The 26,765-nt window shown below is 62.6% G+C and carries 27 protein-coding genes and 1 tRNA gene; 24 read left to right on the forward strand and 4 right to left on the reverse strand.

From position 1 onward, the window contains the following. Positions 1-57: 57 nt before the first annotated feature. The 9 genes from IPF49_11745 (at position 58) to hemE (ending at position 9,536) form a co-directional block, all read left to right on the forward strand. Complete coding sequence (locus IPF49_11745) at positions 58-1,119, forward strand: pilus assembly protein PilM (protein MBK6288288.1); 1,062 nt, start codon at positions 58-60, stop codon at positions 1,117-1,119. Further along, complete coding sequence (locus IPF49_11750; GenBank protein ID MBK6288289.1) at positions 1,119-1,694, forward strand: PilN domain-containing protein; 576 nt, start codon at positions 1,119-1,121, stop codon at positions 1,692-1,694. The genes IPF49_11745 and IPF49_11750 overlap by 1 nt, the downstream gene beginning before the upstream one ends. A 3-nt stretch (positions 1,695-1,697) precedes the next feature. Further along, positions 1,698-2,306 carry a type 4a pilus biogenesis protein PilO gene (gene pilO, locus IPF49_11755; protein ID MBK6288290.1) on the forward strand — a complete coding sequence of 203 codons (609 nt, stop codon included), beginning with the start codon at positions 1,698-1,700 and terminating at the stop codon, positions 2,304-2,306. After that, complete coding sequence (locus tag IPF49_11760) at positions 2,306-2,827, forward strand: pilus assembly protein PilP (protein MBK6288291.1); 522 nt, start codon at positions 2,306-2,308, stop codon at positions 2,825-2,827. Before pilO ends, IPF49_11760 begins: the two co-directional genes overlap by 1 nt. Positions 2,828-2,841: 14 nt before the next feature. Continuing rightward, on the forward strand, positions 2,842-5,037 hold the full coding sequence (locus tag IPF49_11765; protein ID MBK6288292.1) for a type IV pilus secretin PilQ: 2,196 nt from the start codon (positions 2,842-2,844) through the stop codon (positions 5,035-5,037). Between the two features lie 14 nt (positions 5,038-5,051). After that, entirely contained in the window at positions 5,052-5,576 is a 525-nt protein-coding gene (gene aroK / locus IPF49_11770; protein ID MBK6288293.1) for a shikimate kinase AroK, read from the forward strand. A gap of 110 nt (positions 5,577-5,686) precedes the next feature. Beyond that, positions 5,687-6,796: a 3-dehydroquinate synthase gene (aroB, locus tag IPF49_11775; protein MBK6288294.1), complete on the forward strand. Its 1,110-nt coding sequence runs from the start codon at positions 5,687-5,689 to the stop codon at positions 6,794-6,796. A gap of 80 nt (positions 6,797-6,876) precedes the next feature. Next, positions 6,877-8,379: an AAA family ATPase gene (locus IPF49_11780; GenBank protein ID MBK6288295.1), complete on the forward strand. Its 1,503-nt coding sequence runs from the start codon at positions 6,877-6,879 to the stop codon at positions 8,377-8,379. A gap of 95 nt (positions 8,380-8,474) precedes the next feature. After that, on the forward strand, positions 8,475-9,536 hold the full coding sequence (hemE, locus tag IPF49_11785) for a uroporphyrinogen decarboxylase (GenBank protein ID MBK6288296.1): 1,062 nt from the start codon (positions 8,475-8,477) through the stop codon (positions 9,534-9,536). A gap of 64 nt (positions 9,537-9,600) precedes the next feature. Here hemE and cysE read toward each other — a convergent pair whose 3' ends face one another. Next, the gene (gene cysE, locus IPF49_11790; GenBank protein MBK6288297.1) at positions 9,601-10,449 is read right to left on the reverse strand and encodes a serine O-acetyltransferase; all 849 of its coding nucleotides are present in this window, start codon (positions 10,447-10,449) and stop codon (positions 9,601-9,603) included. Positions 10,450-10,632: 183 nt separating this feature from the next. On the opposite strand from cysE, the gene IPF49_11795 reads away from it, so the two are divergent. Beyond that, a complete protein-coding gene (locus IPF49_11795; GenBank protein ID MBK6288298.1) occupies positions 10,633-11,355 on the forward strand; it encodes an acyltransferase in 723 nt (240 codons plus the stop codon). A gap of 32 nt (positions 11,356-11,387) precedes the next feature. Here IPF49_11795 and IPF49_11800 read toward each other — a convergent pair whose 3' ends face one another. Then, on the reverse strand, positions 11,388-12,086 hold the full coding sequence (locus IPF49_11800) for a ComF family protein (GenBank protein ID MBK6288299.1): 699 nt from the start codon (positions 12,084-12,086) through the stop codon (positions 11,388-11,390). A 79-nt stretch (positions 12,087-12,165) separates the two neighbouring features. On the opposite strand from IPF49_11800, the gene bioB reads away from it, so the two are divergent. The 9 genes from bioB to IPF49_11845 all read left to right on the forward strand — a co-directional run bounded on the left by bioB (position 12,166) and on the right by IPF49_11845 (position 19,441). Next, positions 12,166-13,212 (forward strand): biotin synthase BioB, encoded by a 1,047-nt coding sequence (bioB, locus tag IPF49_11805; protein ID MBK6288300.1) that lies wholly within the window; start codon positions 12,166-12,168, stop codon positions 13,210-13,212. Positions 13,213-13,223: 11 nt separating this feature from the next. After that, on the forward strand, positions 13,224-14,390 hold the full coding sequence (gene bioF / locus IPF49_11810) for an 8-amino-7-oxononanoate synthase (protein ID MBK6288301.1): 1,167 nt from the start codon (positions 13,224-13,226) through the stop codon (positions 14,388-14,390). Further along, entirely contained in the window at positions 14,387-15,979 is a 1,593-nt protein-coding gene (gene bioC / locus IPF49_11815; GenBank protein MBK6288302.1) for a malonyl-ACP O-methyltransferase BioC, read from the forward strand. The genes bioF and bioC overlap by 4 nt, the downstream gene beginning before the upstream one ends. Then, positions 15,972-16,688: a dethiobiotin synthase gene (gene bioD, locus IPF49_11820; GenBank protein MBK6288303.1), complete on the forward strand. Its 717-nt coding sequence runs from the start codon at positions 15,972-15,974 to the stop codon at positions 16,686-16,688. Before bioC ends, bioD begins: the two co-directional genes overlap by 8 nt. Positions 16,689-16,714: 26 nt before the next feature. Beyond that, positions 16,715-16,945 (forward strand): flagellar biosynthesis protein FlgE, encoded by a 231-nt coding sequence (locus IPF49_11825; protein MBK6288304.1) that lies wholly within the window; start codon positions 16,715-16,717, stop codon positions 16,943-16,945. Positions 16,946-16,960: 15 nt separating this feature from the next. Beyond that, positions 16,961-17,215, forward strand: a complete 255-nt coding sequence (locus IPF49_11830) for a hypothetical protein (protein ID MBK6288305.1) — start codon at positions 16,961-16,963, stop codon at positions 17,213-17,215. Between the two features lie 113 nt (positions 17,216-17,328). After that, on the forward strand, positions 17,329-19,125 hold the full coding sequence (locus IPF49_11835) for an acyl-CoA dehydrogenase C-terminal domain-containing protein (protein MBK6288306.1): 1,797 nt from the start codon (positions 17,329-17,331) through the stop codon (positions 19,123-19,125). Positions 19,126-19,127: 2 nt separating this feature from the next. After that, a complete protein-coding gene (locus IPF49_11840) occupies positions 19,128-19,307 on the forward strand; it encodes a DUF3094 family protein (protein MBK6288307.1) in 180 nt (59 codons plus the stop codon). Positions 19,308-19,364: 57 nt separating this feature from the next. Beyond that, positions 19,365-19,441 (forward strand) — tRNA-Pro (locus IPF49_11845). 178 nt (positions 19,442-19,619) lie between these two features. Here the strand turns inward: IPF49_11845 and IPF49_11850 are convergent. Beyond that, complete coding sequence (locus IPF49_11850; protein ID MBK6288308.1) at positions 19,620-20,102, reverse strand: winged helix-turn-helix transcriptional regulator; 483 nt, start codon at positions 20,100-20,102, stop codon at positions 19,620-19,622. Positions 20,103-20,115: 13 nt separating this feature from the next. Next, positions 20,116-21,309, reverse strand: coding sequence for a multidrug effflux MFS transporter (locus tag IPF49_11855; GenBank protein ID MBK6288309.1), 1,194 nt, complete (start codon positions 21,307-21,309; stop codon positions 20,116-20,118). 307 nt (positions 21,310-21,616) lie between these two features. On the opposite strand from IPF49_11855, the gene IPF49_11860 reads away from it, so the two are divergent. From IPF49_11860 to IPF49_11880, 5 genes are read left to right on the forward strand one after another with little or no spacing between them, the layout of a single operon-like run. Continuing rightward, a complete protein-coding gene (locus IPF49_11860; protein ID MBK6288310.1) occupies positions 21,617-22,738 on the forward strand; it encodes a homogentisate 1,2-dioxygenase in 1,122 nt (373 codons plus the stop codon). A gap of 52 nt (positions 22,739-22,790) precedes the next feature. Continuing rightward, complete coding sequence (locus tag IPF49_11865) at positions 22,791-24,359, forward strand: FAD-dependent oxidoreductase (protein MBK6288311.1); 1,569 nt, start codon at positions 22,791-22,793, stop codon at positions 24,357-24,359. Between the two features lie 11 nt (positions 24,360-24,370). Next, positions 24,371-24,583 (forward strand): DUF2783 domain-containing protein, encoded by a 213-nt coding sequence (locus IPF49_11870; protein MBK6288312.1) that lies wholly within the window; start codon positions 24,371-24,373, stop codon positions 24,581-24,583. A 36-nt stretch (positions 24,584-24,619) separates the two neighbouring features. Then, complete coding sequence (locus IPF49_11875) at positions 24,620-25,591, forward strand: MBL fold metallo-hydrolase (protein ID MBK6288313.1); 972 nt, start codon at positions 24,620-24,622, stop codon at positions 25,589-25,591. 16 nt (positions 25,592-25,607) lie between these two features. After that, the gene (locus IPF49_11880) at positions 25,608-26,618 is read left to right on the forward strand and encodes a fumarylacetoacetate hydrolase family protein (GenBank protein MBK6288314.1); all 1,011 of its coding nucleotides are present in this window, start codon (positions 25,608-25,610) and stop codon (positions 26,616-26,618) included. Positions 26,619-26,765 lie beyond the last annotated feature (147 nt).

Genomic DNA, 26,765 nt, shown 5'->3' on the forward strand with positions numbered 1-26,765 from the left:
GCCACAGCTAACAGTGCGGCAAGCTCCGAACACCGCGGATTCACCAGGAAAAACAACGTGATAGGGTTGTTCAAAAGAAAGACTCCACCGGTTCTGGGGATCGACATCAGCTCGACCTCGGTGAAACTCCTGGAACTCAGCCGCAGTGGCGAGCGCTTTACCGTGGAGAGTTACGCGGTACAGCCGATGCCGCCCAATTCCGTGGTGGAAAAGAACATTGCCGAAGTCGATGCGGTCGCGCAAACACTCGAGGACGTGATCGTTCGCTCCAAGACCAGGCTGAAGGAAGTGGCGGTCGCGGTTGCCGGTTCCGCCGTGATTACCAAGATCATCGACATGTCGGCGGGTTTGACCGACGACGCGATGGAAGCGCAGATCAGCGTCGAAGCAGATCAATACATTCCCTATCCGCTCGATGAAGTGGCGATCGACTTCCAGGCCCAGGGGCCATCGGATCGCGGCCCCGACCAGGTCGAAGTCCTGCTGGCTGCGTGCCGGCGCGAGAACGTCGATACCCGGGTCGAGGTGCTCGAAGCCGCCAACCTCGTGCCGCGAGTCGTGGATGTCGAGGTCTACGCAATGGAGCGTGCGTTTGGCCTGATCATCGATCAACTCGGGCTGGACGAAGACTACACGGTGGCAATCGTCGATATCGGATCCACGATGACCACGCTCAGTGTGCTGAATGACGGGCATACGATCTACACCCGCGAACAGCTGTTTGGCGGGCGTCAGCTCACCGAAGAGATCCAGCGCCGCTACGGTCTGACGATGCAGGAAGCGGGTTTGGCAAAGAAGGAAGGAGGACTGCCGGAGGATTACGAGCAGGAAGTGCTCGAGCCATTCCGCGAGGCCGTGATCCAGCAGGTCACGCGTTCGCTGCAGTTCTTTTTCTCGTCGACACAGTACAACGACGTGGACCACGTGGTCCTGGCCGGTGGTGTGGCCGCGCTGGTCGGGCTGGCCCAGGCGGTCGAGGACAAGCTGGGAACGCCGACGACCGTTGCCAATCCCTTCAAGGGAATGGCGGTCTCCTCGCGCGTGAACGCGGTTGCGCTGGCCAATGATGCGCCCGCGATGATGATTGCCTGCGGCCTGGCCATGAGGAGTTTCGACTGATGGCGAACATCAACCTATTGCCCTGGCGCGAACAGCGGCGTGAGCTGCAGCGCAAGGAATTCTTTGTCATTCTCGGGTCGATTGCCGGCCTGGGTTTGCTGGCTGTGCTGTTGGCTCACATCACCATCAACGGCCAGATCGGCGGGCAGGCGGATCGCAACAATTACCTGCAGACCAATATTGCCGAACTCGACAAGCAGGTCGCCGAGATCCGCGAACTGCAGACCCGGCGCAACCAGTTGATCGATCGCATGCAGGTAATACAGAACCTGCAGGGCACCCGGCCGCTGATTGTGCGCATTTTTGACGAACTGGTGCGTACGCTGCCCGAGGGTGTCTACTTCCGCAGCCTGCAGCGCAAGGATTCGACGATCACGATCGCCGGTACTGCCGAGACCAACAACCGGGTATCGAGCCTGATGCGACAGCTCGAAAAATCGGAGTGGTTTGCAAATCCCGTTCTCAAGGGCGTAAAGGCCAACCCGGATTTCGGTGAGCAGGCCAATGATTTCGATATGACGGTGACGGTGACCACGCCGGGTGCTGCCGCTGCTCAGGATGAGTCGGGAGAATAACGCATGGCACTAGCGGACTCAATCAAGGCGCTGCGCGAGGTCGATTTTGGCGACCTTACGCTGGACAACATCGGCAGCTGGCCGATTGCGGTAAAGATCATCGTCTGGCTGGTCGTCTTTTGCACGGTCTGCTTTGTCGGTTACAACTATCACCTCAAGAACCTGCAGTCCGAACTCGAAGTGGAGCGTGCCAAAGAGGTCGAGCTCAAGCAGCAGTACGAACTGAAAGCATTCCAGGTTGCCAACCTCGATGCGTTGCGGGCACAGCTCGCCGAGATGGAAGAGCAGTTCGGCGCCCTGCTCGGCCAGTTGCCCAAGGATACCGAAGTCCCGGGGCTGCTCGAGGACATCACCGAGAAAGGTACTGCGGCGGGCCTGAATTTCGCGAGCATCTCGCTGCAGGGCGAGCGAGCGGCCGAGTTCTATGTCGAGCTGCCGATAGAGATCAATGTCAGCGGCTCCTATCACGACTTCGGTGGCTTTGCCAGCGGAGTTGCCGGCCTGCCACGCATCGTGACACTCCATGATTTCACGATTTCGCCCGGCAGCAATGCGGGTGATTTGCGCATGCAGATTCTCGCGAAAACGTATCGATACAAGGGCGAGGAGTGATGGGCATGAAGCGCGCGGCAAGCCTGGCCGTCTGTGCCGCTCTGCTGGGCGGTTGTGGCAGCGGTTTTTCCGACCTCGATGCCTATATGGCAGAGGTCAAGGCACGACCGAGGGGCACGATCGAACCCGTACCGGTATTCGAGCCTTATACCTCCTTTACCTATTCGGCCCAGACGATGCGTGCTCCCTTCGATATTCCGCTGAGTGCGCGGGATGTGGCGAAGCTGCCGCCAGCCAGTGACGTGAAGCCGGACCTGTTGCGGCCGCGAGAGTTCCTCGAGCGATTCAATTTCGAGGCGCTCGGGATGGTGGGAACACTGTCCCAGAAGGGCACCTTGTGGGTGCTGATCGCGGATGGCGAAGGTGGCGTGCACCGGGTGAGGGTTGGTAATTATCTCGGCAAGAATCACGGCAAGATCGTATCGGCAACCGAAACCTCGGTCGAAGTGATCGAGATCGTTCCGAGTGGTGTGGGCGGTTGGCTTGAACGCCCGCGCACGATAAAGCTGACAGAACAGTAGAGCGCGGAGACAGTATGGACAGGGTAACTATGAAGTCGCGTCATCTTTTCGCAGCAGTCCGCAGAAAGTGCCGGTTTGCAACAGCGGGATTGCTCGTGTTGTTGCTGCCCGCTCTGCAGGCAGTGGCCGCGCCGGTTTCCATGACCGATATCGGTTTCAACGCCCTGCCGGGCGGCAAGTTCGAGATACGGATGCAGTTCGATGGCACGCCGCCCTCGCCGCAGGCCTACACGATCGACAAGCCCGCGCGCATTGCTCTGGATCTCGCCGGCGTATCGAGCAAGCTTGCGCAGAAAAAGCATACGCTTTCGTTCGACAATGCCCAGAGCGTGGTGGTCGTGGAGTCCGGAGGCCGTACGCGGGTCATCGTGAACCTGGTCCAGGTCGCGCCGTACGAAACATCGGTGGAAGGCAACGAACTGGTCGTCAGTGTTGGAACCGGGGAAGTTCCGGATTACCTGAAGGCCGGAAGCGAGGGCATTACCGGGACGGACAGCCGTACTGCCATGCAGTCTGATCGCGGTGGCATAAGTGACTTCAATTTCCGTCGCGGTGAAAGCGGTGAAGGGCAGGTGGAACTCCAGTTGAGCGATCCGAAAGTGGACGTCGACGTGCGTCTCGAGGGCAATACCATCAAGGTGGCGTTCTTTGACACGACTGTTCCTGCCGAACTGCAACGCAGCTACGATGTGGTCGACTTCGCGACGCCGGTGCAGAGCGTCGATGTCAGCCAGTCTGGTTCGCAGGCATCGATCGGCATCAAGGTGAGCGGTGAATACGATTATCTCGCCTACCAGGCCGACAATCGCTACGTGGTGAGCGTGAAGCCGCTGACCAAGCAGGAAGCCGAGGCGAAGAAGAAGGAGTTCGAGTTCGTCGGCGAGAAGCTGTCGCTGAATTTCCAGGACATCGAAGTCCGCGCGGTGCTGCAGCTGATCGCCGACTTCACCGATCTCAACCTGGTGGCGAGTGACACCGTGGCTGGGCGCATCACGCTGCGTCTGCAGAACGTGCCGTGGGACCAGGCGCTCGATCTGATCCTCAAGACCAAGGGGCTCGACAAGCGCCGGATCGGCAACGTGCTGATGGTCGCTCCGGCAGCAGAGATCGCGGAGCGTGAGCGGCAGGAGATCGAGACCAACAAGCAACTCGAGGAACTCTCGCCACTGCAGACCGAGTTCATCAAGATCAAGTACGCGGATGCTCAGGAACTGTTCAAGCTGTTCGGCAACCGCAGCAACCAGAATGTCGCGACCGGAGCTTCGCAGCAAACCGGAACCGGTGGCCAGGATGCGCTGAATCGCGAGGCAAGCATCCTCTCGCCGCGCGGCAAGGTGATCGTCGACGAGCGTACCAACTCGCTGATGGTGACTGAAACGGCGGACAAGCTCGAGGAATTGCGCCGCTTGATCAAGCTGGTCGATATTCCGGTGCGTCAGGTGCTGATCGAGGCCCGAATCGTCATCGCATCGACGGATTTTTCCAGGGAGCTCGGCATCCAGTGGGGTGGGGCTTACACAAATGACGACTTCAACGGCGGTGCGCTCGGTGTGGGCGGCAGCCGCAACACGCTTGACGAGATTCCGCCGGTTGGCGGGGCAACCTTCCCGGATGCGCTGGCAGTCGATCTGGGCGTGAGCGGCCCGGGAACCAGCTCGATTGCGATCGGATTCACCTCGGATGACCTGATATTGCAGGCAGAACTCTCTGCCCTCGAGTCTTCCGGACATGGCGAGATTGTGTCGCAGCCCAAGATAATCACGGGAGACAAGCAGAAGGCCACGATTTCCCAGGGTACGGAGATTCCCTACCAGACCTCGTCGGCTTCGGGCGAAACCACCGTGGAGTTCAAGGATGCGGTGCTGAGGCTGGATGTGACGCCGCATATCACCCCCGATGGCCGTGTGATGATGGCGCTGCTGATCAACCAGGATTCGGTGGGCGAGTTCATCAATGGCGAGTTCGGCTCGCAGATCCCGACCATCGACACGACCCAGCTCGACACCGAGGTTCTGGTGGGCAATGGTCAAACCGTGGTGCTCGGCGGCGTATTCAAGAATGAGGAGATCATTTCGGAGAGCAAGACGCCGTTCCTTGGCGACGTTCCGTACATCGGCCGGCTGTTCCGCAAGGACGTGACCAAGACGACCAAGACCGAAACGCTGATCTTCATCACGCCGCGGATCCTCAGCGATCGTCTGCTGGACTGATATCCGCATCCAGAATGCTGCAAGCGCGTAATGTGGTGCTCGTCGGCCCCATGGGGGCCGGCAAGAGCACCATAGGCCGCACCCTCGCCGAACAGCTTGGCTTCGTGTTTCGCGATACCGACACCCTCATCGAGGAGCGCACCGGCGCGAATATCGCGTGGATCTTCGATGTCGAGGGCGAGGAAGGTTTCCGTGAGCGGGAAACCGCCATGATCCACGAACTCGCCGACGAGAATGGCATGGTGCTGGCGACCGGTGGTGGCGCGATATTGCGCGAGGAGAACCGGCGCCTGCTGGCCGGCATCGGCACCGTGGTGTACCTCGAGACTTCCGTTGACCAGCAACTTCACCGCACCCGGCGCGATCGCAAGCGTCCGTTGCTGCGGACAAGCGACCGCGAGCGGGTGCTTGCGGACCTGCTGGCGGTGCGTGATCCGCTGTATCGCGAGATCGCCGACCTGGTGCTGCATACCGACGCGAGAGGTGCGCGAACGGTGGTGAACGAGGTACTTGCGTTCCTGCGTGAGGGCCTGGTTTAGCCTCGACCGGGACGCGAGCTCATCTGCCACTGGTGACAACCGGCGTTGGTCGCTAAGCTTCCGCAATCGTGATCCTTCATGACCATCTTTCAACTCCGGCAGGGCGGCATATGCATGCAGATGTACTCAATGTCGATCTCGGCGATCGCGGCTATCCGATCTATATCGGCAGCGGGCTGCTGGGTGATGCTGCGCTGTTGCGCCGCCATCTCGACAGCGGACCGGTAGCGCTGGTAAGCAACGTCACAGTGGCGCCGCTCTACCTGGAACGGGTGAAGGCGGCGTTGGGTGAGCGCGTTGCGGTGGTGAAACTGCTTCCCGACGGGGAGCAGTACAAGACCCTCGACGTGCTCGCAACCATCTATGATGCGTTGCTTGAGTCCCGCTGCGACCGGCGGACCACGGTGGTCGCGCTGGGTGGCGGCGTGGTCGGTGATATGAGCGGCTTTGCAGCCGCAACCTATCAGCGCGGCGTATCGTTCCTGCAATTGCCCACGACGTTGCTGGCGCAGGTCGACTCCTCTGTGGGTGGCAAGACTGGCGTCAACCATCCGCGCGGCAAGAACATGATCGGCGCGTTCCACCAGCCGCGTTGCGTGATTGCCGATACCGATACGCTCGCCACGCTGCCGGCGCGTGAATTCGCCGCCGGGGTTGCGGAGGTGATCAAGTACGGATTGATCGGCGATCTCGGATTCTATCGCTGGCTGCAGGCGCACTCCGCCGTGCTGATGCAGCGCGACCCGCGGATCCTGGCACAGGCCATTCGCAGATCCTGCGAAAACAAGGCCCGTGTGGTGGCCGCCGATGAGCGCGAGGAGGGGCTGCGGGCGTTGCTCAATTTTGGTCATACCTTTGCTCACGCGATCGAGACGGCAACCGCGTACGGGGTTTATTTGCATGGTGAAGCGGTGGCGATCGGCATGCTGATGGCAGCAGAATTCTCCAGCCGACTCGGCTGGATTGCTCCCGCCGAGGTCGAGGGGCTGCGGGCGTTGCTGCTCGCCACCGGACTTCCCGTGCAGCCGCCCTCAGGAATCGATCCTTCGCGGTTTCTGGAATTGATGGCAGCGGACAAGAAAGTTGCGGCAGGTCGCATCCGGCTGGTACTGCTGCGCGCCCTGGGAGAGGCAGTGGTCAGTGCGGAGTTTCCGCCCGAGGAACTGCAGGCATTGTTGCGGGATAATCTACGCGCCGCCGCTGCGGCGTCGTCGTCCTGAATAAGCGGGGTCGCGCGAGCACGATGCAAGACTGGTATGAATTTTATGGCCTGGATCGCGACCCATTCGCGGAAGGAGGCATGCACGGGCTTTTTTATCCGGGCGGTGCGCGCCAGGAAATGGTTGAGCAGCTGCTGCATCTGGCGCGCTATTCCGACAGCACGCTGCTGATCTGCGGGGCAGCTGGTGCCGGCAAGACGGCAATGTTGCGTCATTTCGTGGCGCAGTCGGCTTCGGATACCAGGGCTTGCGTTGTCGAGGCCGCGCTGCTCGACAGCCCCGAGAGATTGCTGGGCAGGATTCTCGCAGGCTTTGGTATCGAATCCATCGTGGGAGTGACGCTGGAGGGCGGCCTCGGGAGTCTCGAGGAGGCTGTTGTCGCGCGTCATGCGAATGGTTTGCAGAGCTGGATTCTGCTCGACGACGCGCAGCATTTGCACGCCGATGCGCTGATGCTGCTGCCGCGTCTGCTGCAGCACACGGGTTCGAGGGCAAGACTGATCCTGTTCGCGGAGCCGCAATGGCAGCAGACGCTGCAGCAGGTGTTGCCGGAAGATACGCAGTTGCACGTGCTGGAACTCACCCCGTTCGATCGTGGCGAGAGCTATGCGTATATCCACTACCGCCTGAAAACCGCAGGCCTGGAGGTGGAGCCACCGTTCAATGCCGGTGAATTCGAGGAGATCCATCGGCAGTCGGCGGGCTTGCCGGGCCGCATAAATGCCCTGGCGCGCAAGGTGCTGACCGACGCGGTGGTCGAGGTGGAACAACCGTTGTCGTCCCTGCCGTTGTGGCACTTCGGCGTGGTGGCGGCGACGCTGCTCGCTCTGTTGCTGCTTTACATGTGGGGCTCTCTGGACGAGGAGCCGCAACCGCATCCGACCCCCCGGTCAGGTGTGGTCGAGCGTGGTGCTGCGGAACTTGCGGAGCCGGTCACGATCGCACCGGAGGAACCCGTACGTGATGTCCGGCAGGTACCGTCGGCAGAGACGGGGGATGGTCTGGGCACCACAGAGTTGCATCAGCAGCTCGCGCATGCGGTGGACATTCCCGCAGGCCAGGATGTCGCTTCGCAAGCGAGCGAGACCGCCGTTATCGAAGAACCGGCCGGCAGTGTGGCGGTTGCAACATCCGCTGGCGACGCCGGAGCGTCGACGGATGGCTCCGCAGCGGAGCGGGAAGTTCCGCTGGCGTCCGAGCCCAGGTCTGCGCCAGAGGCGCGACCTGCGGTCGCGGAGAAGAGTTTCGTGTATCGCGATGGGATGCGCGCGGGTGGCGAGTTGAGTGCCGATGAACAGTATCTGCTCGGACTCGAGGGTTCCCACTACCTGATCCAGATAATGGGTTCCGATGACGAGGCAAAAGTCCGCGCATTCGCCGCACGTCAGCGCCTTGCGCTCCGGCAATTTCGCAAGCTGCACAACGGCGCCGAATGGTATGCCCTGGTGCATGGCGACTTTAGCGATCGGGCCAGCGCCGAACGCACGCTCGAAGAACTTCCCGAAAGCATGCGCAGAGCGCGGCCCTGGGTGCGGCGCGCGGATACGGTTCAAGCCGAGATACGCCAGGCGCTGACGCCGTGATGTGTGGGTGGCCTTGCGCTTGGTGGTTTGTAGGCGACGGACTGCCTGTGTAGAATCGCGACCCCTGCCCGATTGCACGATGCCACGAGTAATGCATGCCCGCCATCAAGAATGACCGCTTCCTGCGCGCACTGCGCCGCGAACCCGTTGACCGCACGCCGGTCTGGATCATGCGCCAGGCTGGTCGCTATCTGCCCGAGTATCGAGAGACGAGAGCGCGCGCCGGCGGCATCATCGAACTGTTCCGCAACCCGGAGCTTGCCTGCGAGGTCACTCTGCAACCGCTGGAGCGATTCGATCTCGATGCCGCAATCCTGTTCTCCGATATCCTGACCGTACCCGACGCGATGGGTCTCGGTCTGTATTTCGAGGCCGGCGAGGGGCCGCGGTTTCGCAAGCCGGTGCGTACCGCGGCAGACATCGATGCATTGCCGGTGCTCGATCCCGGACGCGATCTCGGCTACGTGATGGATGCGGTGAGAACCATCGTCCGCGCACTGGACGGGCGAGTACCCCTTATCGGCTTTTCGGGTAGTCCCTGGACGCTTGCGACCTATATGGTCGAGGGCGGCTCGACGCGTGATTTCGCGCGGATCAAGACGCTGGCATTTGCGGAACCGCGGCTCATGCATCGGTTGCTGGCGCTCGTGGCGGATGCAGTGACCGCCTACCTCGAGGCGCAGGTGATCGCAGGTGCGAGCGCATTGCAGATTTTCGATACCTGGGGCGGCGTGCTGGGACATGCGGCGTACCGCGAGTTCTCGTTGCAGTACATGGCGCGGATCGTGGCGGGTTTGCGCGCCGGGCCGGCGGGCGCCGTGCCGGTGATCCTGTTCACCAAGGGCGGAGGGATCTGGATCGATGATATAGCGGCTACCGGCTGCGATTGCATCGGACTCGACTGGACCGCGGACCTGGGTGCGGCGCGGCGCCATACCGGCAGTCGCGTGGCGCTGCAGGGAAACATGGATCCGGCGATATTGCGCGCGCCGCCGCAACGCATTCGCCGCGAAGTTGCAGCGCTGCTCGATTCGTATGGACCCGGCGCCGGTCATGTTTTCAATCTGGGGCACGGCATCACTCCCGATATCGACCCCGAGCGCGTGCGCGCGCTGGTCGATGCGGTGCGCGAGCTGTCACCTGCCTACCACGGTTGATCGAGCTTCAGTGCTCTCCGCTGGCGTGTCTGACATCAGTCCATGAGCGAGATGCGATTTCCCGTCATTGCTCCTGCGCAGCGTGCGGAGCGAGATTTTCCATATCGGATGCCAGCGCATGGTTCATGTCGAGCGAGGGTGATTCGCTGCACGGCTTGCCGACAACGCGAGCGGGTATGCCGGCCACCGTGGTGTGCGGCGGGACGTTGGCGAGCACCACGCTTCCGGCACTGACCTTGGCGCCTTCGCCGATGCGGATATTGCCGAGAATCTTGGCGCCGGCACCGATCAGCACCCCATCGGCAACCTTGGGGTGACGATCGCCGCTCTCCTTGCCGGTGCCGCCGAGCGTTACCGACTGCATCATCGAGACATTGTCGCCGACCACGGCAGTTTCACCGATGACTACGCCGGTTGCGTGATCGAGCAGTATGCCGCGTCCGATGACGGCGGCGGGGTGAATATCCACCGCGAACTCGCAGGACATGCGGTTTTGCAGAAACAGCGCCAGCGGACGGCGGTCCTGCTGCCACAGCCAGTGTGCGATGCGATAGGACTGCAAGGCATGGAAACCCTTGAAGAACAGGAACGCGACCGCATGGTCGGGGCAGGCGGAGTCACGCTGTTGCACCGCCAGCAGGTCGCAACGGATCGCGGAACCGATGCCCGGATCGCTGGCGAATGCCTGTTCGATGACTTCGCGGACCAGCAGCGCCGGCGCTGTCGGGCTGTCGAGATTCTGGGCAAGATGGAAACTGAGCGATGCTTCGAGTGAATCGTGATTCAGAATGGTCGCGTGCAGAAAACTCGCCAGCATCGGTTCCTGTCGGGCGGCACGCTGCGTCGACTCGCGGATCGACAACCACACCGGATCCCCGTGCTTCGTCGATCGAACCCGTTTTGCACCTGACATCGGTTGCTCCGCTACGCAGTGGTCGGGAAGACAGGGTATCCGAGCGCGTGGTGGATGACAAAAGCAAGCACGCCCCGCTACGGACAGCCAAGTGCGCCAGACTCCCGGGATAATGGCGCGGTCATGGCGGGTAGTGTGTAAGCTGATCGATTGTGACCACAACCGGAGCGGGTAGGAAGAGCGATGCGCAAGGATCTCAGGCCTTATTGGGTAAAGCGGATATACCTGCTGTATCGCAGCTGGTATGCGGAGCATTTCCTGCGTCCGTGTTTCGAACACCTCGGCCGGCACGGTACCTACATGAAACCGTGGTATGTGCAGGTAGCGGGGCCGAACATCACGCTGGGAGATTGCGCAACCGTGATCGGAGATGTCGACAAGCGGGTGTCGATTGCCGTGTGGGGGCGCGCGCCGGGACAAGGGCGTATCAGCATCGGGAACTATGCGCTGATCACGCCAGGCGTGCGTATCAGCGCCAGCGACCTGATCGAGATCGGCGACAGCTGCATGATCGCGAGTGGCGCCTACATCACGGACTCCGACTGGCACGGCATCTACGATCGTATCGAGCGCAACACCGAGCCGCGTCCGATACGCATTGGCAACAATGTCTGGATTGGCGATCGCGCCACCGTCCTCAAGGGCGTGACCATAGGGGACAACAGCATCGTCGGCGCTTCCGCGGTGGTTTCGCACGATGTACCGGCGAATGTCGTGGTGGCCGGAAACCCGGCCCGCGTGGTCAAGCAGCTCGATCCCGATCGTCCGTTTGTGACCAGGGCCAATTTCTACGCTGATCCGCACGCACTCGATGCGGAGTCTGACAGGCTCGACCGGGAGTTTCTGCGCGATAACACGCTTCTCAATTGGTTGCGCTCGCTGCTGTTTCCGGGTATCGGGGACTAGAGTTCGTCGCGTGCGGAGTTTTGGGATGAGCGCTAGATCGCCCGAGCCAGGCACCAGACGCGGACCTCGCGGGCGCCAGCGGTGAGCATGGCGGCACTGATGGCGTCGGCGGTCGCGCCGGTAGTAACGACGTCGTCGATCAGGGCCACACGCAAGCCCGCGCAGGAACCGGCGCGAAACGCGCCACGCAGATTCGCGCGTCGCGCAGCCGCGGTCAGATTTTTCTGATCGGGTGTTTGCCGCACCCGTTCCACCAATCCTGCCTGCAGATTCTGCCGCAGGCCGTGGGCAACGATCCGCGCAATGCGTTCCGCCTGATTGAAACCCCGCTCGCTGCGCCGGCGTGGATGCAGTGGCACGGGCACCAGGACAAATTCTCCGGGCGCCGGGGCGCCCAGCGTGATGAGGCGCTGCACCAGCAGTTGTGACAGAAGACGACCGCTCGCCAGGTCCGCGTTGAACTTGAAACGCGATATCAGCTGCCGCACCGGGTAGGTATATCGAAGTGCCGCCACGCAGGCGGCAAAATGCGGCGCTTTGCTCAGGCAGTGACCACAGGCAGCGGATTGCGCGTCTGGCAGCGGCATCGCGCAGCGTGGGCAACCGTGTTCGTTCCACGGCAGGTCGTTGGCGCAGGGGGTGCAAAGATCCCGCGGCTGCCCTGAAGCGGTTCCACAAAGGATGCAGGTGCCTGGCAGCAGGCGATCGACCCAGCCGAACTCGTAAACCATTGGAATCCATTCCGGTTGACAAGCCATCGAGGCGGGCCGAAACTTCGGCCCGGTCAAAAGCGAACATAAGGGCAAAGTGATGGGCAATGCAAGTGATGCGGGCGCACTGCGTCATGACTGGAGCCGACAGGACGCGGAGGCGTTGTTTGCGCTGCCATTCAACGATTTGCTGTTTCGGGCCCACGCTGTGCATCGCCGCTTCTTCGATCCGCAGGCGGTGCAGGTGAGCACCCTGCTTTCGATCAAGACCGGCGCATGCCCCGAGGACTGCGCCTATTGTCCGCAGAGCACGCGTTTCGATACCGGGCTCGATGTCGAGCAGTTGATGGAAGTCGAGAGGGTGCTGGAATCGGCGCGGGCGGCACGGGCTGCCGGCGCCTCGCGCTTTTGCATGGGCGCGGCATGGCGCTCCCCAAAGGACCGCGATCTGCCGCTGCTCGGCGCGATGGTGCGCGGCGTCAAGGCGCTTGGCCTGGAGACCTGCATGACACTCGGGATGATCGATGCGGAGCAGGCCCGCGAACTGGCTCGGGCGGGGCTCGACTACTACAACCACAATATCGACACCTCGCCCGAGTACTATCGGGAAATCATCACGACGCGCAATTTCCAGCAGCGGCTCGACACCCTGGCGCATGTGCGTGAAGCCGGAATGAAGGTCTGCAGTGGTGGCATAGTGGGAATGGGTGAGGCGCGCGAGGATCGGGCAGGAATGCTCCACGCGCTCGCGACCCTCCCGGTGCACCCCGAGAGCGTACCGGTAAACTTGCTGGTGCGGGTTGCCGGCACACCGCTGGCCGATGCCGCCGGGCTGGATCCGCTCGAGTTCGTGCGCACCATCGCGGTGGCGCGGATCCTGATGCCGGCCTCGCACGTGCGTTTGTCCGCCGGTCGTGAAAACATGAGCGACGAGCTGCAGGCGCTGGCTTTCTTTGCCGGAGCAAATTCGATTTTCCATGGCGCGAAGTTGCTGACCACGTCGAACCCGGAGAGTCAGCGGGATATCGAGCTGTTCCAGCGCCTCGGGCTTCACCCCGAACATCACGCCATGGTTGCCGATGATGTCGCGATTCCGGGAACGTCCGCGCTGGCGGAGCCGCGCTTCTACGATGCCGCGGCACGCTGAGACCACGCACCATGAGCGCCGGCGGGTTCGCCACGCTGCCCGCGGAGATTGCCGCCAGACGCAGCGCGGGCCTGTTCCGCGAGCGACGGGTACTGGATTCGCCTGTCGGCCCCGAGATGCGTCTCGACGGCAAACCGGTCCTCGCATTCTGCAGCAATGATTACCTTGGGCTGGCCAATGATCCCCGGGTGATCTTCGCGCTGCAGGAGGGCGCCGCGCGTTACGGCGCCGGCAGTGGCGCTTCGCATCTGGTCTGCGGTCACAGCCGTATCCATCATGAGCTCGAAGAGGCGCTCGCGGCATTCACGGGACGCGAGCGGGCGTTGCTGTTCTCCAGCGGTTATGCCGCGAATATCGGTGTGGCAGGCGCGTTGCTTGGCAAGCACGATGCGATATTCCAGGATCGCCTGAACCACGCTTCGCTGATTGATGGCGGCTTGCTGTGCGGCGCGCGTTTCCAGCGCTTTGCGCATGTGGATGCCGCCGATCTGGAGCGCCGTCTTGCACGCAGTTCCGCGCGCCGCTCGCTGGTCGCCGTCGACGGCGTCTTCAGCATGGACGGTGACGAGGCACCACTGGGCGAACTTGCCACACTGAGCGCCCGCTACGGAGCCTGGCTCTACGTTGACGATGCGCACGGCTTCGGTGTGCTGGGAGCCGCGGGAGGCGGAAGCCTGGAAAAGCAGGGGCTCGGACAGCAGCAGGTGCCGCTGCTGATGGCTACGCTGGGCAAGAGCCTCGGTACGGCCGGTGCTTTCGTGGCTGGGAGCAAGGATGCCGTGGAGGCATTGGTGCAGCACGCACGCACCTATATCTACACCACGGCAATGCCGCCGGCGATTGCGGCCGCCGCTCTGGCCAGCCTCGGTATCGCAGCCGAGGAAAGCTGGCGACGCACGCATCTTGCACGCTTGGTGAGTCGTTTTCGTGCCGGAGCGAGCGCGCTCGGCCTGGCGCTTTTACCTTCCCTAACCCCGATCCAACCCATCGTGCTGGGCGATTCGGCAACCGCGCTCGATTGGTCGGCGCGGCTGCTCGAGCGCGGGGTCCTGGTCACTGCAATCAGGCCGCCCACGGTGCCGCGTGACACGGCGCGATTGCGTATTACGCTGAGCGCGGCGCACAGCGCGACCCAGGTCGATCGCTTGCTGGATGCGCTCGATGCGGTGCGCCGATGAACTGCGTGCCTGACAAGGCTGTCGCCGGGCAGGTGTTGCACCAGGCGCAGGTGTCGGCACCGGATTATGTGCTGCTGCACGGCTGGGGCAGCAATGCGCGGGTGATGGGTGCGCTGGCTGCGGAGCTTGGCGGTGATTGTCCTGTCAGTGTGCTCGATCTGCCTGGTTTCGGGGCTGGAGCCGAGCAGGAGTTCCCCGTGGATCCGCAGTCGCTGATCGACTGGCTGCGCCAGCGGGTACCGGCAGGCGCCGTCCTGGTCGGATGGTCATTGGGCGGCGCGATCGCGCTGCTGTTTGCCCACGCCTTCCCCGGGCATCTGCGTGCAGTGGTGACCATCGCGACCAATCCTCGCTTTCTGCGGGCGACGGACTGGCCATACGCCATGGATCCCATCGAGTTCGCGGCGTTTCGCGCCGCCTTCGCGTGTGATCGGGTAACAGGCTTTGGCAGGTTCGCGGCATTGCAGGCCCGCGGTGACCAGAAGTCACGCGAAGTATTGCGCCAGTTGCGCAGTTCAGCCGCCCGCAATGCGCGGAGCGAGGATCTGCTGCGCGCGCTGGACCTGCTGGCAACACTGGATCTGCGCGCGGTGCTGGCTGAACTGGATTTACCGGTTCTGCATATCCTCGGCGAGCGCGATGCACTGGTTCCGTGCGCGGTGGGCAATGAGTGCCTGAGACTGCAGCCGCACGCGAGCGTGTGGCTGGCGCAAGGTGTGTCGCACGCGCCGTTCCTTACGCGCGCCAGGGCGGTCGGTGCGCGTATTCTCGAGTTCGTGCATGGCCGTGGAGAGCAGGACAAGGCGCAGCAGCGCAACAAGGCCGATGTTGCGCGTTCCTTTGGGCGTGCGGCGCCCGGTTACGAGGCGGCGGCTCATCTGCAGCGCATGAGCGGCGAGGCACTGCTGGACATGCTGCCTGCAAACGCGCCGGCCACGGTGCTCGATATCGGGAGCGGTACCGGCTATTTCGCTTCCGCGCTGAGCGGGCGATATCCGGCGGCCTGCACCATCGGTCTCGATATTGCGGAGCCAATGGTACGTGCGGCCCGTGCGCAGCATGGTGGAAAACTGCAGGGTTTGTGCGCGGATGCCGAGCAGTTGCCGCTCGCGGACGCATCGGTGGATGTGATTTTCTCCAATCTGGCATTGCAGTGGTGCGAGGATTTGCCTGGCGCAATGCGCGAGATATCGCGGGTGCTCGCGTGCGGCGGACGGGCCGCCATCTGTACCCTGGGTGCCGATACCCTGTGGGAACTGCGCGCCGCCTGGCGCACCGTGGACCGGAGCGTGCACGTCAATCGCTTTGCGACTACCCGGGCGATCGCCGATGCCGCAACCGGGGCCGGTCTGGAGGTGCTCGTATTGCACCATTGCAACCACTTGGTGCGCTACCCCGATGTGCGGGCATTGGCGCGCGAGTTGCGCCAGCTTGGAGCCCACAACCTGAATCGAGGACGTCGTGGCGGGTTGTCAGGGCGCGCCACCTGGGAACAGTTGCACCACGCCTACCAGCCTTTCGCCGGCCCGGCGGGTATTCCCGCGACCTATCAGCTGGTATGGATGGAGTTGAAAAAGGCGCATGACTGAATGCTATTTCGTGACCGGCACGGATACCGGTGTCGGCAAGACCCTGGTGGCGGCGGGCATGCTGCTGGCGGCCGCCGCCGCTGGCAAGCGCACCGTCGGTCTCAAGCCGATTGCATCGGGCGCCGAGCAAACAGCAGACGGTTTGCGCAATGAGGATGCCTGCCTGCTTGCGTCGGTGATGACCGAAACGCTCGCTTACGAACAAATCAATCCGGTGGCGCTGGGACCGGCCATTGCACCACACCTCGCGCTGCGCGAATCCGGTCTGACTCTGGATGTTGCGGGCCTGGCCGAACGCTGCGCGCCGACGCTCGCGCGAGCCTGCGATTTCCTGGTGGTCGAGGGTGCGGGCGGGTGGCGGGTGCCGCTCAACGAAACCCAGACGCTGGCAGAGCTGGCGCAACGGTTTGGCTTTCCGGTGGTGCTGGTGGTCGGGATGCGACTGGGTTGCATCAATCATGCACTGCTCAGCGCCGAGGCGATCCGCTCGGATGGACTGGCTCTCGCGGGCTGGGTTGCCAACCAGATCGACCCTGGCCAAGCGCGCGCCACGGAGAATTTTGCCACGCTTGCCGCGATGCTCGAAGCCCCCTGCATCGCCCGGGTGCCGTGGTCGGATGGCGCATCGGCGCAGTTCATGGCGGCCCATCTCGACCTCGACGCGTTGCGCAAAGGCGCTGGCACCCTGACGCGGCGTGCTATGCTTTAGTTGTACGATTTCTGAACGGGGGCCTCATGGCGACACAACCGCTGTTGAGTACTGGCCTGCAGGGCGTTCGCGAGGGTTTGCAGCGTGCGAACGATGCCGCAACCCGGATCGCCGGTTCCGGTGCCACCGGTGACCTGGAATCGATCACCGAGGCGGTGGTCGATCTGCGCGTGGCCGAATTGCAGGTCAAGGCTTCCGCCAAGGTCATCGAAACCGCAGGGCAGACGCTCGGCACCATCATCGATGTGCTGGCCTGAGCACAGGCAACGCCGGTGGTTGGCACTGTCGGCTTCAATCCGGTTCCGGTAGCGGTTGCCCACGATCCGCTCGGGCGTGCCATGACCGAGGAGCAGAAGACCCGTCTGCGCGAGCAGCCGTTGCCTCCGATAGAGGAAGCGCTGGCCAAGGAGCGCATCATCGATCGTCGGCACGATACGGCGCCGCGCAAGCAAACACCGCCCACGCCGCATGCGGATGACGATCAGGATGACGACGGGCCGGGACACTTCATTGACAGCTACGTCTGAGCCTGGAGATCCGGGTTCGGACTGCGTTTCCCGTTTACTTGATACGTAATGGTTCACGCGAGGCCGCGCGCATAGCATCCCCCCCCATCAATGACTGTCTTGGAGGTGTTGTCATGCTGTCCTACAAGGCCCCGCTTCGTGATATGCGCTTTGTCCGGGAAGAGCTTCTGGATTTCCCGGGTCTGTTCGAGTCGCTGCCCGGCTGCGAGGAATTCACCCCCGATCTGATCGAGGCCATACTTGGCGAGGCCGCGAAATTCTGCGAGAACGTGCTGGCGCCCCTGTACCGCAGCGGCGATGAGGAAGGGTGTACCTGGAGCGCGGAAGGTGTGCGCACTCCCGCGGGATTTCGCGAGGCCTATCAGCAATACATCGCTGGCGGCTGGGCTGCACTCAGTGCACCGTCCGAATACGGCGGACAGGGTCTTCCCGGTTCGATGAACCTGCTGGTCGAGGACCTGTTCGGCACCGCAAACTGGGCCTGGGCGATGTACCCCGGCCTGTCGCACGGCGCCGTGCGTACCCTGAAAGCCCACGGCACCGAGGCGCAGAAGAGCGCTTACCTGGGCAAGCTGATCAGTGGCGAGTGGACCGGAACGATGTGCCTCACCGAAGCACATGCGGGCAGCGATCTCGGCATGCTGCGTACCCGAGCGGAGCCACATGCGGATGGGTCCTACCGGATCAGCGGGACCAAGATATTCATCTCGGCCGGCGAGCATGACCTGGTCGAGAACATCATTCACATCGTGCTGGCGCGCCTGCCCGACGCTCCGCCCGGAACCAAGGGCATTTCCCTGTTCATCGTGCCCAAGCGATTGCCGCAGGCCGATGGCACCCTCGGCGCCAACAGCGTGAGTTGCGGTTCGATCGAACACAAGATGGGTATCAATGGCTCGGCTACCTGCGTGATGAATTTCGACGAGGCAACCGGTTTCCTTATCGGTGAGCCGAATCGTGGCCTCAATCATATGTTCACCTTCATGAACGCGGCGCGTCTCGGGACCGCGCTGCAGGGCCTGGCGGCATGCGAGTTGTCGTACCAGGGGGCGCTCGCTTACGCGCGCGATCGTTTGCAGGGCCGCTCGTTGTCAGGCCCCAAGAACCCCGAGGGTCCCGCCGACCCGCTGATCGTGCATCCGAATATCCGGCGCATGCTTCTGACGCAGAAGGCTTTTGCCGAGGGCAGCAGGGCGTTCCTGTATCTGTTGTGCAAGCAGGTCGATATCATCGATCGCTCGCCCGATGCGGAGGCTCGCAAGCAGGCCGAGGACCTGATGGCGCTGCTGACGCCAATTGCCAAGGCCTTTGTCACCGAGGTCGGGTATGAATCCGCGAATCTCGGTGTGCAGGTGCTTGGCGGGCATGGTTATGTGCGCGATAACGGCATGGAACAGATCGTGCGTGATACCCGTATCGCGCTGCTCTACGAGGGCACCAGCGCTATCCAGGCGCTTGACCTGCTCGGGCGCAAGATCATGGGCAGCGGCGGTGAGCTGTTGCGTGGATTCGTGGGCACGGTCGAGCAGTTCTGCCAGGACAACGCCGCGGACAAGGATCTCGCCCCGCTGGTGGCGGCACTGCGCGCAACCGGCAAGCGCCTCGAGGGACTGACTATCCAGGTCGCGGACGTGGCGATGAAAAACCCCGAGGAGGCCGATGCCGCCGCATTCGAGTACCTGATGTTCATGGGTTATTATGTGCTCGGTTATATGTGGGTGCTGATGGCACGGAAGGCGCTCGCCAAACTGGCCGATGGCGCCGCGGAACAGGCTTTCTACAAGGCCAAGATCGAAACGGCGCGGTTCTATTTCCAGCGCATCCTGCCGCGCACCGAGAGCCTGGCATTGTGCGTGGAGGCCGGCGCGTCCACCCTGATGAGTCTCGCAGCAGAGGATTTCGCGGCCTGAACATGGACAGACCAAAACTCGGTCCTGAAGATCAGCGCAAGGTGGATGCGTTCACCAGCAGTGGCATCCATTCCGTAGAGCGCAAACCGTTTCGGCCGTTGCTGTTGCTGCTGATGGTGATTACCGTGACCACCGTAATGACGCTGCTCGCCATTTTCATCGAGCGTCTGTATATCCCCTGAAAGTTTTTTCTACTACAATGCGCCACCTCGCGGGCCTGCCCGCGATATTACCAGCATCGGAGTGTAGCTCAGCCTGGTAGAGCACCGCCTTCGGGAGGCGGGGGTCGGAGGTTCGAATCCTCTTACTCCGACCAGTCTTGATCGGGTCTGTACCGGAGACATGGTTTACGGTACCGCTGAAAATGGATTGAGGCCCGGTTCGCCCGCGATCTGCTTCTCGTCGGAATAATCCAGGCACGCCCTGATTGTCGCGAGCGCAGGCTTCAACGAAATCGTGTCGGAGAAACGAATCCGGCGCGCCTGACCACGTCGCTATCGCGACAAGCCCCGGTCGTCGATGGCGACACCCGCCTCGATCCGGCGCGACAACTTGTCGATGATCCGCAGCAGGTCGCGGTACTCGGAGGCATCGAGCGCATCGAGCAATCGTCCCTCCCAGGACAGGGCCAGCGGCACGATCTTGCCATACAGCACCAGACCCTTGTCGCTCAGCCGCAGTCGGTAGGCGCGGTTATCACCGTCGTCGCGACGCTTGATCACCAGGCGCCTGGCGCTGAGTTCCTTGATGGCACGCGAGACCTTGGCCTTGTCCATCGCGGTCTGCAGCGCAACTTCCTTGGGGTTGAGTTCGCCCATCTCGGCAAGATTGGCCAGCACGCGCCATTCGGCAGCGCTGATGCCAAACTCCTCGCGATAGATTGCCGACAGCGCGGTGCTGATCCCTTGCGCGAGACTCACCAGCCGATAGGGCAGGAACTGCTCGAGTTGCAACGTGGTTGGGGGGCGTCTGGCCATGGGAACTCTCCGGTTATTCGCGGGTCGACGGTCGGTGCCGGCTCACCAGCAGCAGCAATACCAGACCGCCCAGTGATACCAGTGCCGCCGCACACATGGCGAGCGCCGTCGGCATCAAGGTAGCGTCATAGCTCTGGCCAACGACATAGCCCGCCAGCGCAGCCATCGCAGTCTGCAGGAAACCGAATACCGCGGACGCGGATCCGGCGGCCTGGGGAAACTCCGATATTGCGCCCATCTGCCCGATCGACAGGCACAAGCCGCCGCCCAGAAAGCAGCAGAACACCGCCCCGATCACTCCCGCCAGCGAGGGTGTATCCGCGCAGGCGAGCACCAGCAGCAACGCGGCACCGCACAGGTTGGACGCAACGCCCGCCATCAGCGTGCGACCGATACCGATACGCACCACCAGTCGCGCACTGAGAAAGGCACCGCCCATATAACCCGTCACCGCCAGCATGAAGGTATAGCCGAAATGCTGTGGCGCCACGCCGAGCAATTCGATCACGATAAACGAGGCGCTGGAAATATAGGCAAACGAGCCAGCCCAGCTCGCAGCGCCACAGAGCAGAAACGCGATAAACGCCGGGCTGCGCATGCAATGCCGGAACTGCGCCAATATTCGTCCAAGAGCGATACTCCCCTGCCCGATCGACGGGCAGCTCTCGGCAAGCGTGCGCACCCCGGCAAGGGTGAGCAGGCCGAACAGGATCAGCATCACGAATTGCGCCCGCCAGTCGAACCAGTACAGCAGCCAGCTGCCGATCACCGGCGCCACCAGCGGCACCACCGCCATCGCCGCGGCCAGTTGCGCCATCACGCGCGCAGCATCGCGTGCCTGATAGCGATCGCGCACGATGGCGCGTGCAATCACCGGGCCCGAGGCAGCGCCGAGCCCTTGCACCAGCCGCGCCGCGAGCAACAGGTTCATGCCCGGTGCGATGGCGCACCCGAGCGAGGCGATGCAGTAGAGCGCCAGCCCGGCCGTCACCACCGGTATGCGCCCGTAATAGTCCGATAGCGGGCCAAACAGCAGTTGTCCGAACGCAAAGCCGACCATGAACAGGCTGAGCGTGAGTTGCCCGTCGGCGTGGCTGGCTCCGAGTTCGCTGATCAGGCCGGGAATTCCCGAGAGGTACAGATCGGTCGATACGGCAGAGCAGGCAACCAGCGCAATCAGTGCCAGGCGAGATATGAGTTCAGGCATGATGATGCCTTGGCCGCGAATCCGGTTTCATTTGCAACCAGCAGGAGGTCTGATACTGTGCCATGTTATCGATACCTTCAGTCATAAATCCAGCCTCAACCCTGATCTTGAAAAGCAATGCATTTGAAGGTCCTGTAAAAGCAGGTTTTTCGCTGCACCTGCCCGGAAGCGCGCAGCCTGCGCCCGGGCGACGCGCTCCATTGCCGGCTATTGCATTGGCAGACATAGCATGTATTATTAGTTTCATATAAAACTTGATTGACGCCGCACAACCTGCCCGGCGAGGCGCGCGTCGTGGAGAGATACCGTGAAAGAATGGATTCCGTTCGTGAGGATCGAGGGTACGGCGACGCGCCAGGCACATTGCGACATGCCGCCGGGAACCTACGAGCGCGAAATCGGACGCGAAGGGTTTTTCGGACCGGCAAGCCAGTTGCATCACCAGCGCGCACCGACCGGATGGATGAAATTCGATGGACCGCTGCGCCCGCACGCCTACGACCTGAACAAGGTGCGCGCAGGCGTCGGCTGCCCCTGGCAGGCGCCGCTGATTCTTGCCAACGCAGCCTGCCAGATCAGAATGTGGCACACCTCGGGCGCGATGGATCACCTGGCGCGCAATGCCGACGGCGACCAGGTGCTGTTCGTGCACGAGGGCAGCGGCGAGCTGTTCTGCGATTACGGGCACCTCTCGTTTCGCGACGGTGATTACCTGTTGTTGCCACGCGGGACCGCATGGCGGCTCGAGTGCGCGGGCAATGCCTCGCTGCTGATGATCGAGGCCAGCAACGATTCCTATGGTTTGCCCAACAAGGGGCTGGTCGGTCGCCAGGCGATTTTCGATCCAGGCGTGCTGGATGTGCCGCGTATCGACGAAGCCTTCAAGGCGCAGTACGCAGAGGGTGAAACCACCACCGTGGTAAAACGCCAGAACCAGCTGACTTCCATCATCTATTCGTACAATCCGCTCGATGCCATCGGCTGGCACGGGGATCTCGCGCCGGTGCGGCTGAATTGGCGCGATATCCGGCCACTGATGTCGGCACGTTTCCATGTGCCGCCCTCGGCGCACACTACTTTCCTCGCGGGCCGCTCGATAATCTGCACCTTTTGTCCGCGTCCGATCGAATCCGACCCGGGCGCGCTGAAGCTGCCCTATTTCCACTCCAACGAGGACTTTGACGAATTCCTGTTTTATCACAAGGGGCAGTTCTTCAGCCGCGACAACATCTACCCCGGAATGTCGAGCTATCACCCCAGCGGCTTTCCGCACGGCCCGCACCCCAAGGCCTACGATATCGCCATGAACCATGCGCGCAAGGAAACCGACGAGGTCGCGGTGATGGTTGATGCGCGTGATTTTCTCGACCCGCAGGAAATCGGGGGAGGTGTCGAGCTGATGGAATATGTCGATTCCTGGAAAACATGAGACTGAGTGCGCGCAAATCGTGATAAAGACCTATAGCTTCAACGAATTTGCGATGGTACCCATCGGCGAGCGCGGCACGCGGCGTCCGGTGGTGATAGTCGGTGGTGGACCGATTGGCCTGACCGCCGCCATCGACCTCGCGCAGCAGGGCGTGCCGGTCGTGCTGATCGATGACAACAACACCGTCAGCGTGGGCTCGCGCGGCCTGTGTTATGCAAAGCGTCCTCTGGAGATTTTCGATCGCCTCGGTTGCGCTGCACCGATGCTGGCCAAGGGTGTGAGATGGAAAATCGGCAAGATATTTCGCGGTGAGGAACTGGTCTACCGTTTTGACCTGCTGCCCGAAGATGGCCACCAGATGCCGGCTTTCATCAACCTGCAGCAATACTATCTCGAGGAATACCTGGTCGATCGCTGCGCGGAACTCGCGCCGCTGCTGCAACTGCACTGGAAACACAAGCTGGTCGGACTGCAGGATCACGGCGAGTACGTGCGCCTCGCGATCGAGACGCCCGATGAGCGTTTCGCGCTCGAGGCCGAATGGGTGATTGCCTGCGATGGCGCCAACAGCGGCATCCGCGCCATTCTCGGCGCCGAATTCAAAGGCCGCTTTTTCCAGGATCGCTTTCTGATCGCCGACGTGCATATGCGCGCCGATTTCCCCACCGAACGCTGGTACTGGTTCGATCCGCCGTTCCACCCCGATCAATCTGCGCTGCTGCATCGCCAGGCCGACGGTGTCTGGCGCATCGACTTCCAGCTCGGCTGGGATGCAGACCCGCACGAGGAGCGCAAACCCGAACGGGTGTTGCCGCGGTTGCGCGCGATGCTCGGCGACGATGCCGATTTCGAACTCGAGTGGGTCTCGGTGTACCAGTTTGCCTGCCGGCGCCTCGAGCGATTCGTGCACGGAAGGGTGATCTTTGCCGGCGACTCCGCGCACCAGGTCTCTCCCTTTGGCGCACGTGGTGCCAACACCGGGGTACAGGATGCCGACAACCTGGTGTGGAAGCTCAAACTGGTGCTCGAGGGCAAGGCGCCTCGGCGTTTGCTCGAGAGTTACAACGAGGAGCGCGTATTCGCGGCCGACGACAATATCGGCCACTCCTCGCGCGCGACCGATTTCATCACGCCGAAGAATCCCGCGAGCCGTGCGTTCCGGGATGCTGTGCTGCTGCTGGCGCGGGAACACGCCTTTGCCAGGCCGCTGATCAACAGCGGGCGCCTGTCGACGCCGACGCCGTACCTGCAATCCTCGCTGAACACTCCCGACGGTGATTCATTCGCGGGACGCATGTTTCCCGGCACCAATTGCGCCGACGCGCCGGTACGCTGCCGCGGTCGGCAGGACTGGTTTCTCCGCCATGTTGGCGGGCGCTTCGTGGCGCTGGTTTTCGCCGATGAGCCACACGAACCATTCGAGGTGAACGGCATCGGCTGCGACGTGCTGTGCGTGGGGCAGGATATCGAGGATTGCGACGGGCTTCTCGCCGGGCGCTATGATGCACGACCTGGCACCACGTACCTGATTCGTCCGGACCAGCACGTGGCTGCGCGCTGGCGCATATTCGACCGGGCGGCAATTGCCGCTGCGCTCGATCGTGCGACCTGCCGGGATTGAGGAAACCACACATGAAACTCGACACCCGGCCGAACATCGCCAACCCCGATGCCTTCTACCAGCAACTGGTCGATCTGCACCAGGAACGCGACGAGGCACAGAGCCGGATGATCAACGCCAGTCTCATCCTGCTGCTTGCCAACCACATTGGTGACCAGCAGGTGCTCGACGAGGCGATGAGAATCGCCGCTGAAACCGCAGCCAGCACGCAACAAGACGGCTGAACCCTGGCCCGCGGGCCAGCCCGACAGGAGAATACGATGAGCAAGAAATTCGCCTCGCACGCCGATCTCGAGGCCAAGAAAATCAGTTTCACCCGACTCTCGGAGCACGCTTGGGCGTACACTGCGGAAGGTGATCCGAATACCGGCATCATCGTCGGTGATGATTCGGTGATGGTGATCGATACCCAGGCCACACCGCTCATGGCGCAGGACGTGATCCGGCGCATCCGCGAAGTCACCGACCAGCCGATCCGGCACATCGTGATGACCCACTACCATGCGGTGCGCGTGCTCGGTGCGAGTGCCTATGGTGCCAGCAACGTCATCGCCAGCCGCGACACGCGTGACCTGATCGCGGAGCGCGGGGAAGCGGACTACGCCTCCGAGGCAGGGCGCTTCCCGCGCCTGTTCACCGGCATCGAATCGATTCCGGGTCTGACCTGGCCGACCATCGTGTTCGAGCGCGAGTTGACCATGTTCCTGGGTGCGCTGGAAGTGCGCATCATGCAACTCGGACGGGGCCATACCAAGGGCGATACCGTGGTGTGGTTGCCGCGGGAAAAGGTATTGTTCAGTGGTGATCAGGTCGAGTTCGGCGCCACCCCCTACACCGGCGATGCCTACCACAAGGACTGGCCGGCAACGCTCGATCGCATGCTCGAACTGGGTCCCGAAAAGCTCGTTCCGGGGCGCGGTGAAGCGCTGCTCACGGCACAAGGCAGCCGCCAGGCGATCGAAGGTACGCGCGATTTTCTGCTGACCATGTACCAAAGCGTCAAGGCCGGGCGCGAGGCGGGCAAATCGCTGAGCGAGTGCTATGCCGAGACTTATCGCCTGCTGGCGCCGAAGTACAGCGAGTGGGTGATATTCGATCACTGCCTGCCCTTCGATATCACGCGCTGCTACGACGAATCCGGCGAACATCCCGATCCGCGCGTGTGGACCGCGGAGCGTGACCAGGAAATGTGGCACTCGCTGCAATCGGCGCTCGACACACTGGACAACTAGGAAGCGGAGGCCCGGCATGAAGCTGGCATCACTCAAACACGGGCGCGACGGCAGGCTGGTGCTGGTGTCGCGCGACCTGAAACGTGCCGTGGATGCAACCCATGTGGCCGCCACGCTGCAGGCCGCGCTCGATGACTGGGAGCGCGCGGAGCCCGAATTGCGCGCGCTGTACGATGAGCTGAACGAGAACAAGGCGCCGGGCGCGTTTGCGTTCGAGCAGTCGCAATGTGCCTCCCCCCTGCCGCGAGCCTACCAATGGGCCGATGGCAGTGCCTATGTCAACCACGTGGAGCTGGTGCGTCGGGCGCGTGGCGCCGAGATGCCCGCGACCTTCTGGACCGATCCCCTGATGTACCAGGGCGGCGCGGATGATTTTATCGGCCCGCATGATGATGTGGTGGTGCCAGCCGAGGACTGGGGCATCGACTTCGAGGCCGAGGTGGCGGTGATCACCGGCGATGTATGCATGGGAACGGACGCGGTCGCGGCGCGCGGACATATCCGCCTGCTGATGCTGGTCAACGATGTTTCACTGCGCGGGTTGATTCCCGCGGAGCTCGCCAAGGGTTTCGGCTTCCTGCAATCGAAACCCGCCTCGGCATTTTCACCGGTCGCGGTCACCCCCGATGAACTGGGCGATAGCTGGAAGGACGGCAAGCTGCATTTGCCGCTGCTTTCATTCCTCAACGATTCCCCGTTCGGCAAACCCGATGCCGGTGTCGACATGACTTTCGATTTCGGGCAGTTGATCGCGCATATCTGCAAGAGTCGCAATGTGCGCGCCGGATCCATCGTCGGCTCCGGCACGGTCTCCAACAAGCAGGATACCGGGCACGGCAATGCGATCAGCGAGGGGGGCGTCGGTTATTCGTGTATCGCCGAGGTCCGCATGATAGAAACCATACGCGACGGCAAACCCGTTACCCCGTTCATGCGCTACGGCGACCGCGTGCGGATCGAGATGCTGGACGCATCCGGACACTCGATATTTGGCCGTATCGAGCAGAGCGTTCGCAAACCCGCCTGAGCCGGGCGTGGCAACGGCAGTCGCGAGACTGTACCTTGCTCCGCAGCCGCCCTTTGCGCCATGGTGGCCCGGTTGATCCGGAAGCGCTGTCATTTTCGATAGCGCCGGACACCCCGATGTCTGTAGATTGTGTGAAAGAGATGCGGT

This window comes from Gammaproteobacteria bacterium (assembly GCA_016705365.1).
Classification (GTDB): Bacteria; Pseudomonadota; Gammaproteobacteria; order Pseudomonadales; family UBA5518; genus UBA5518.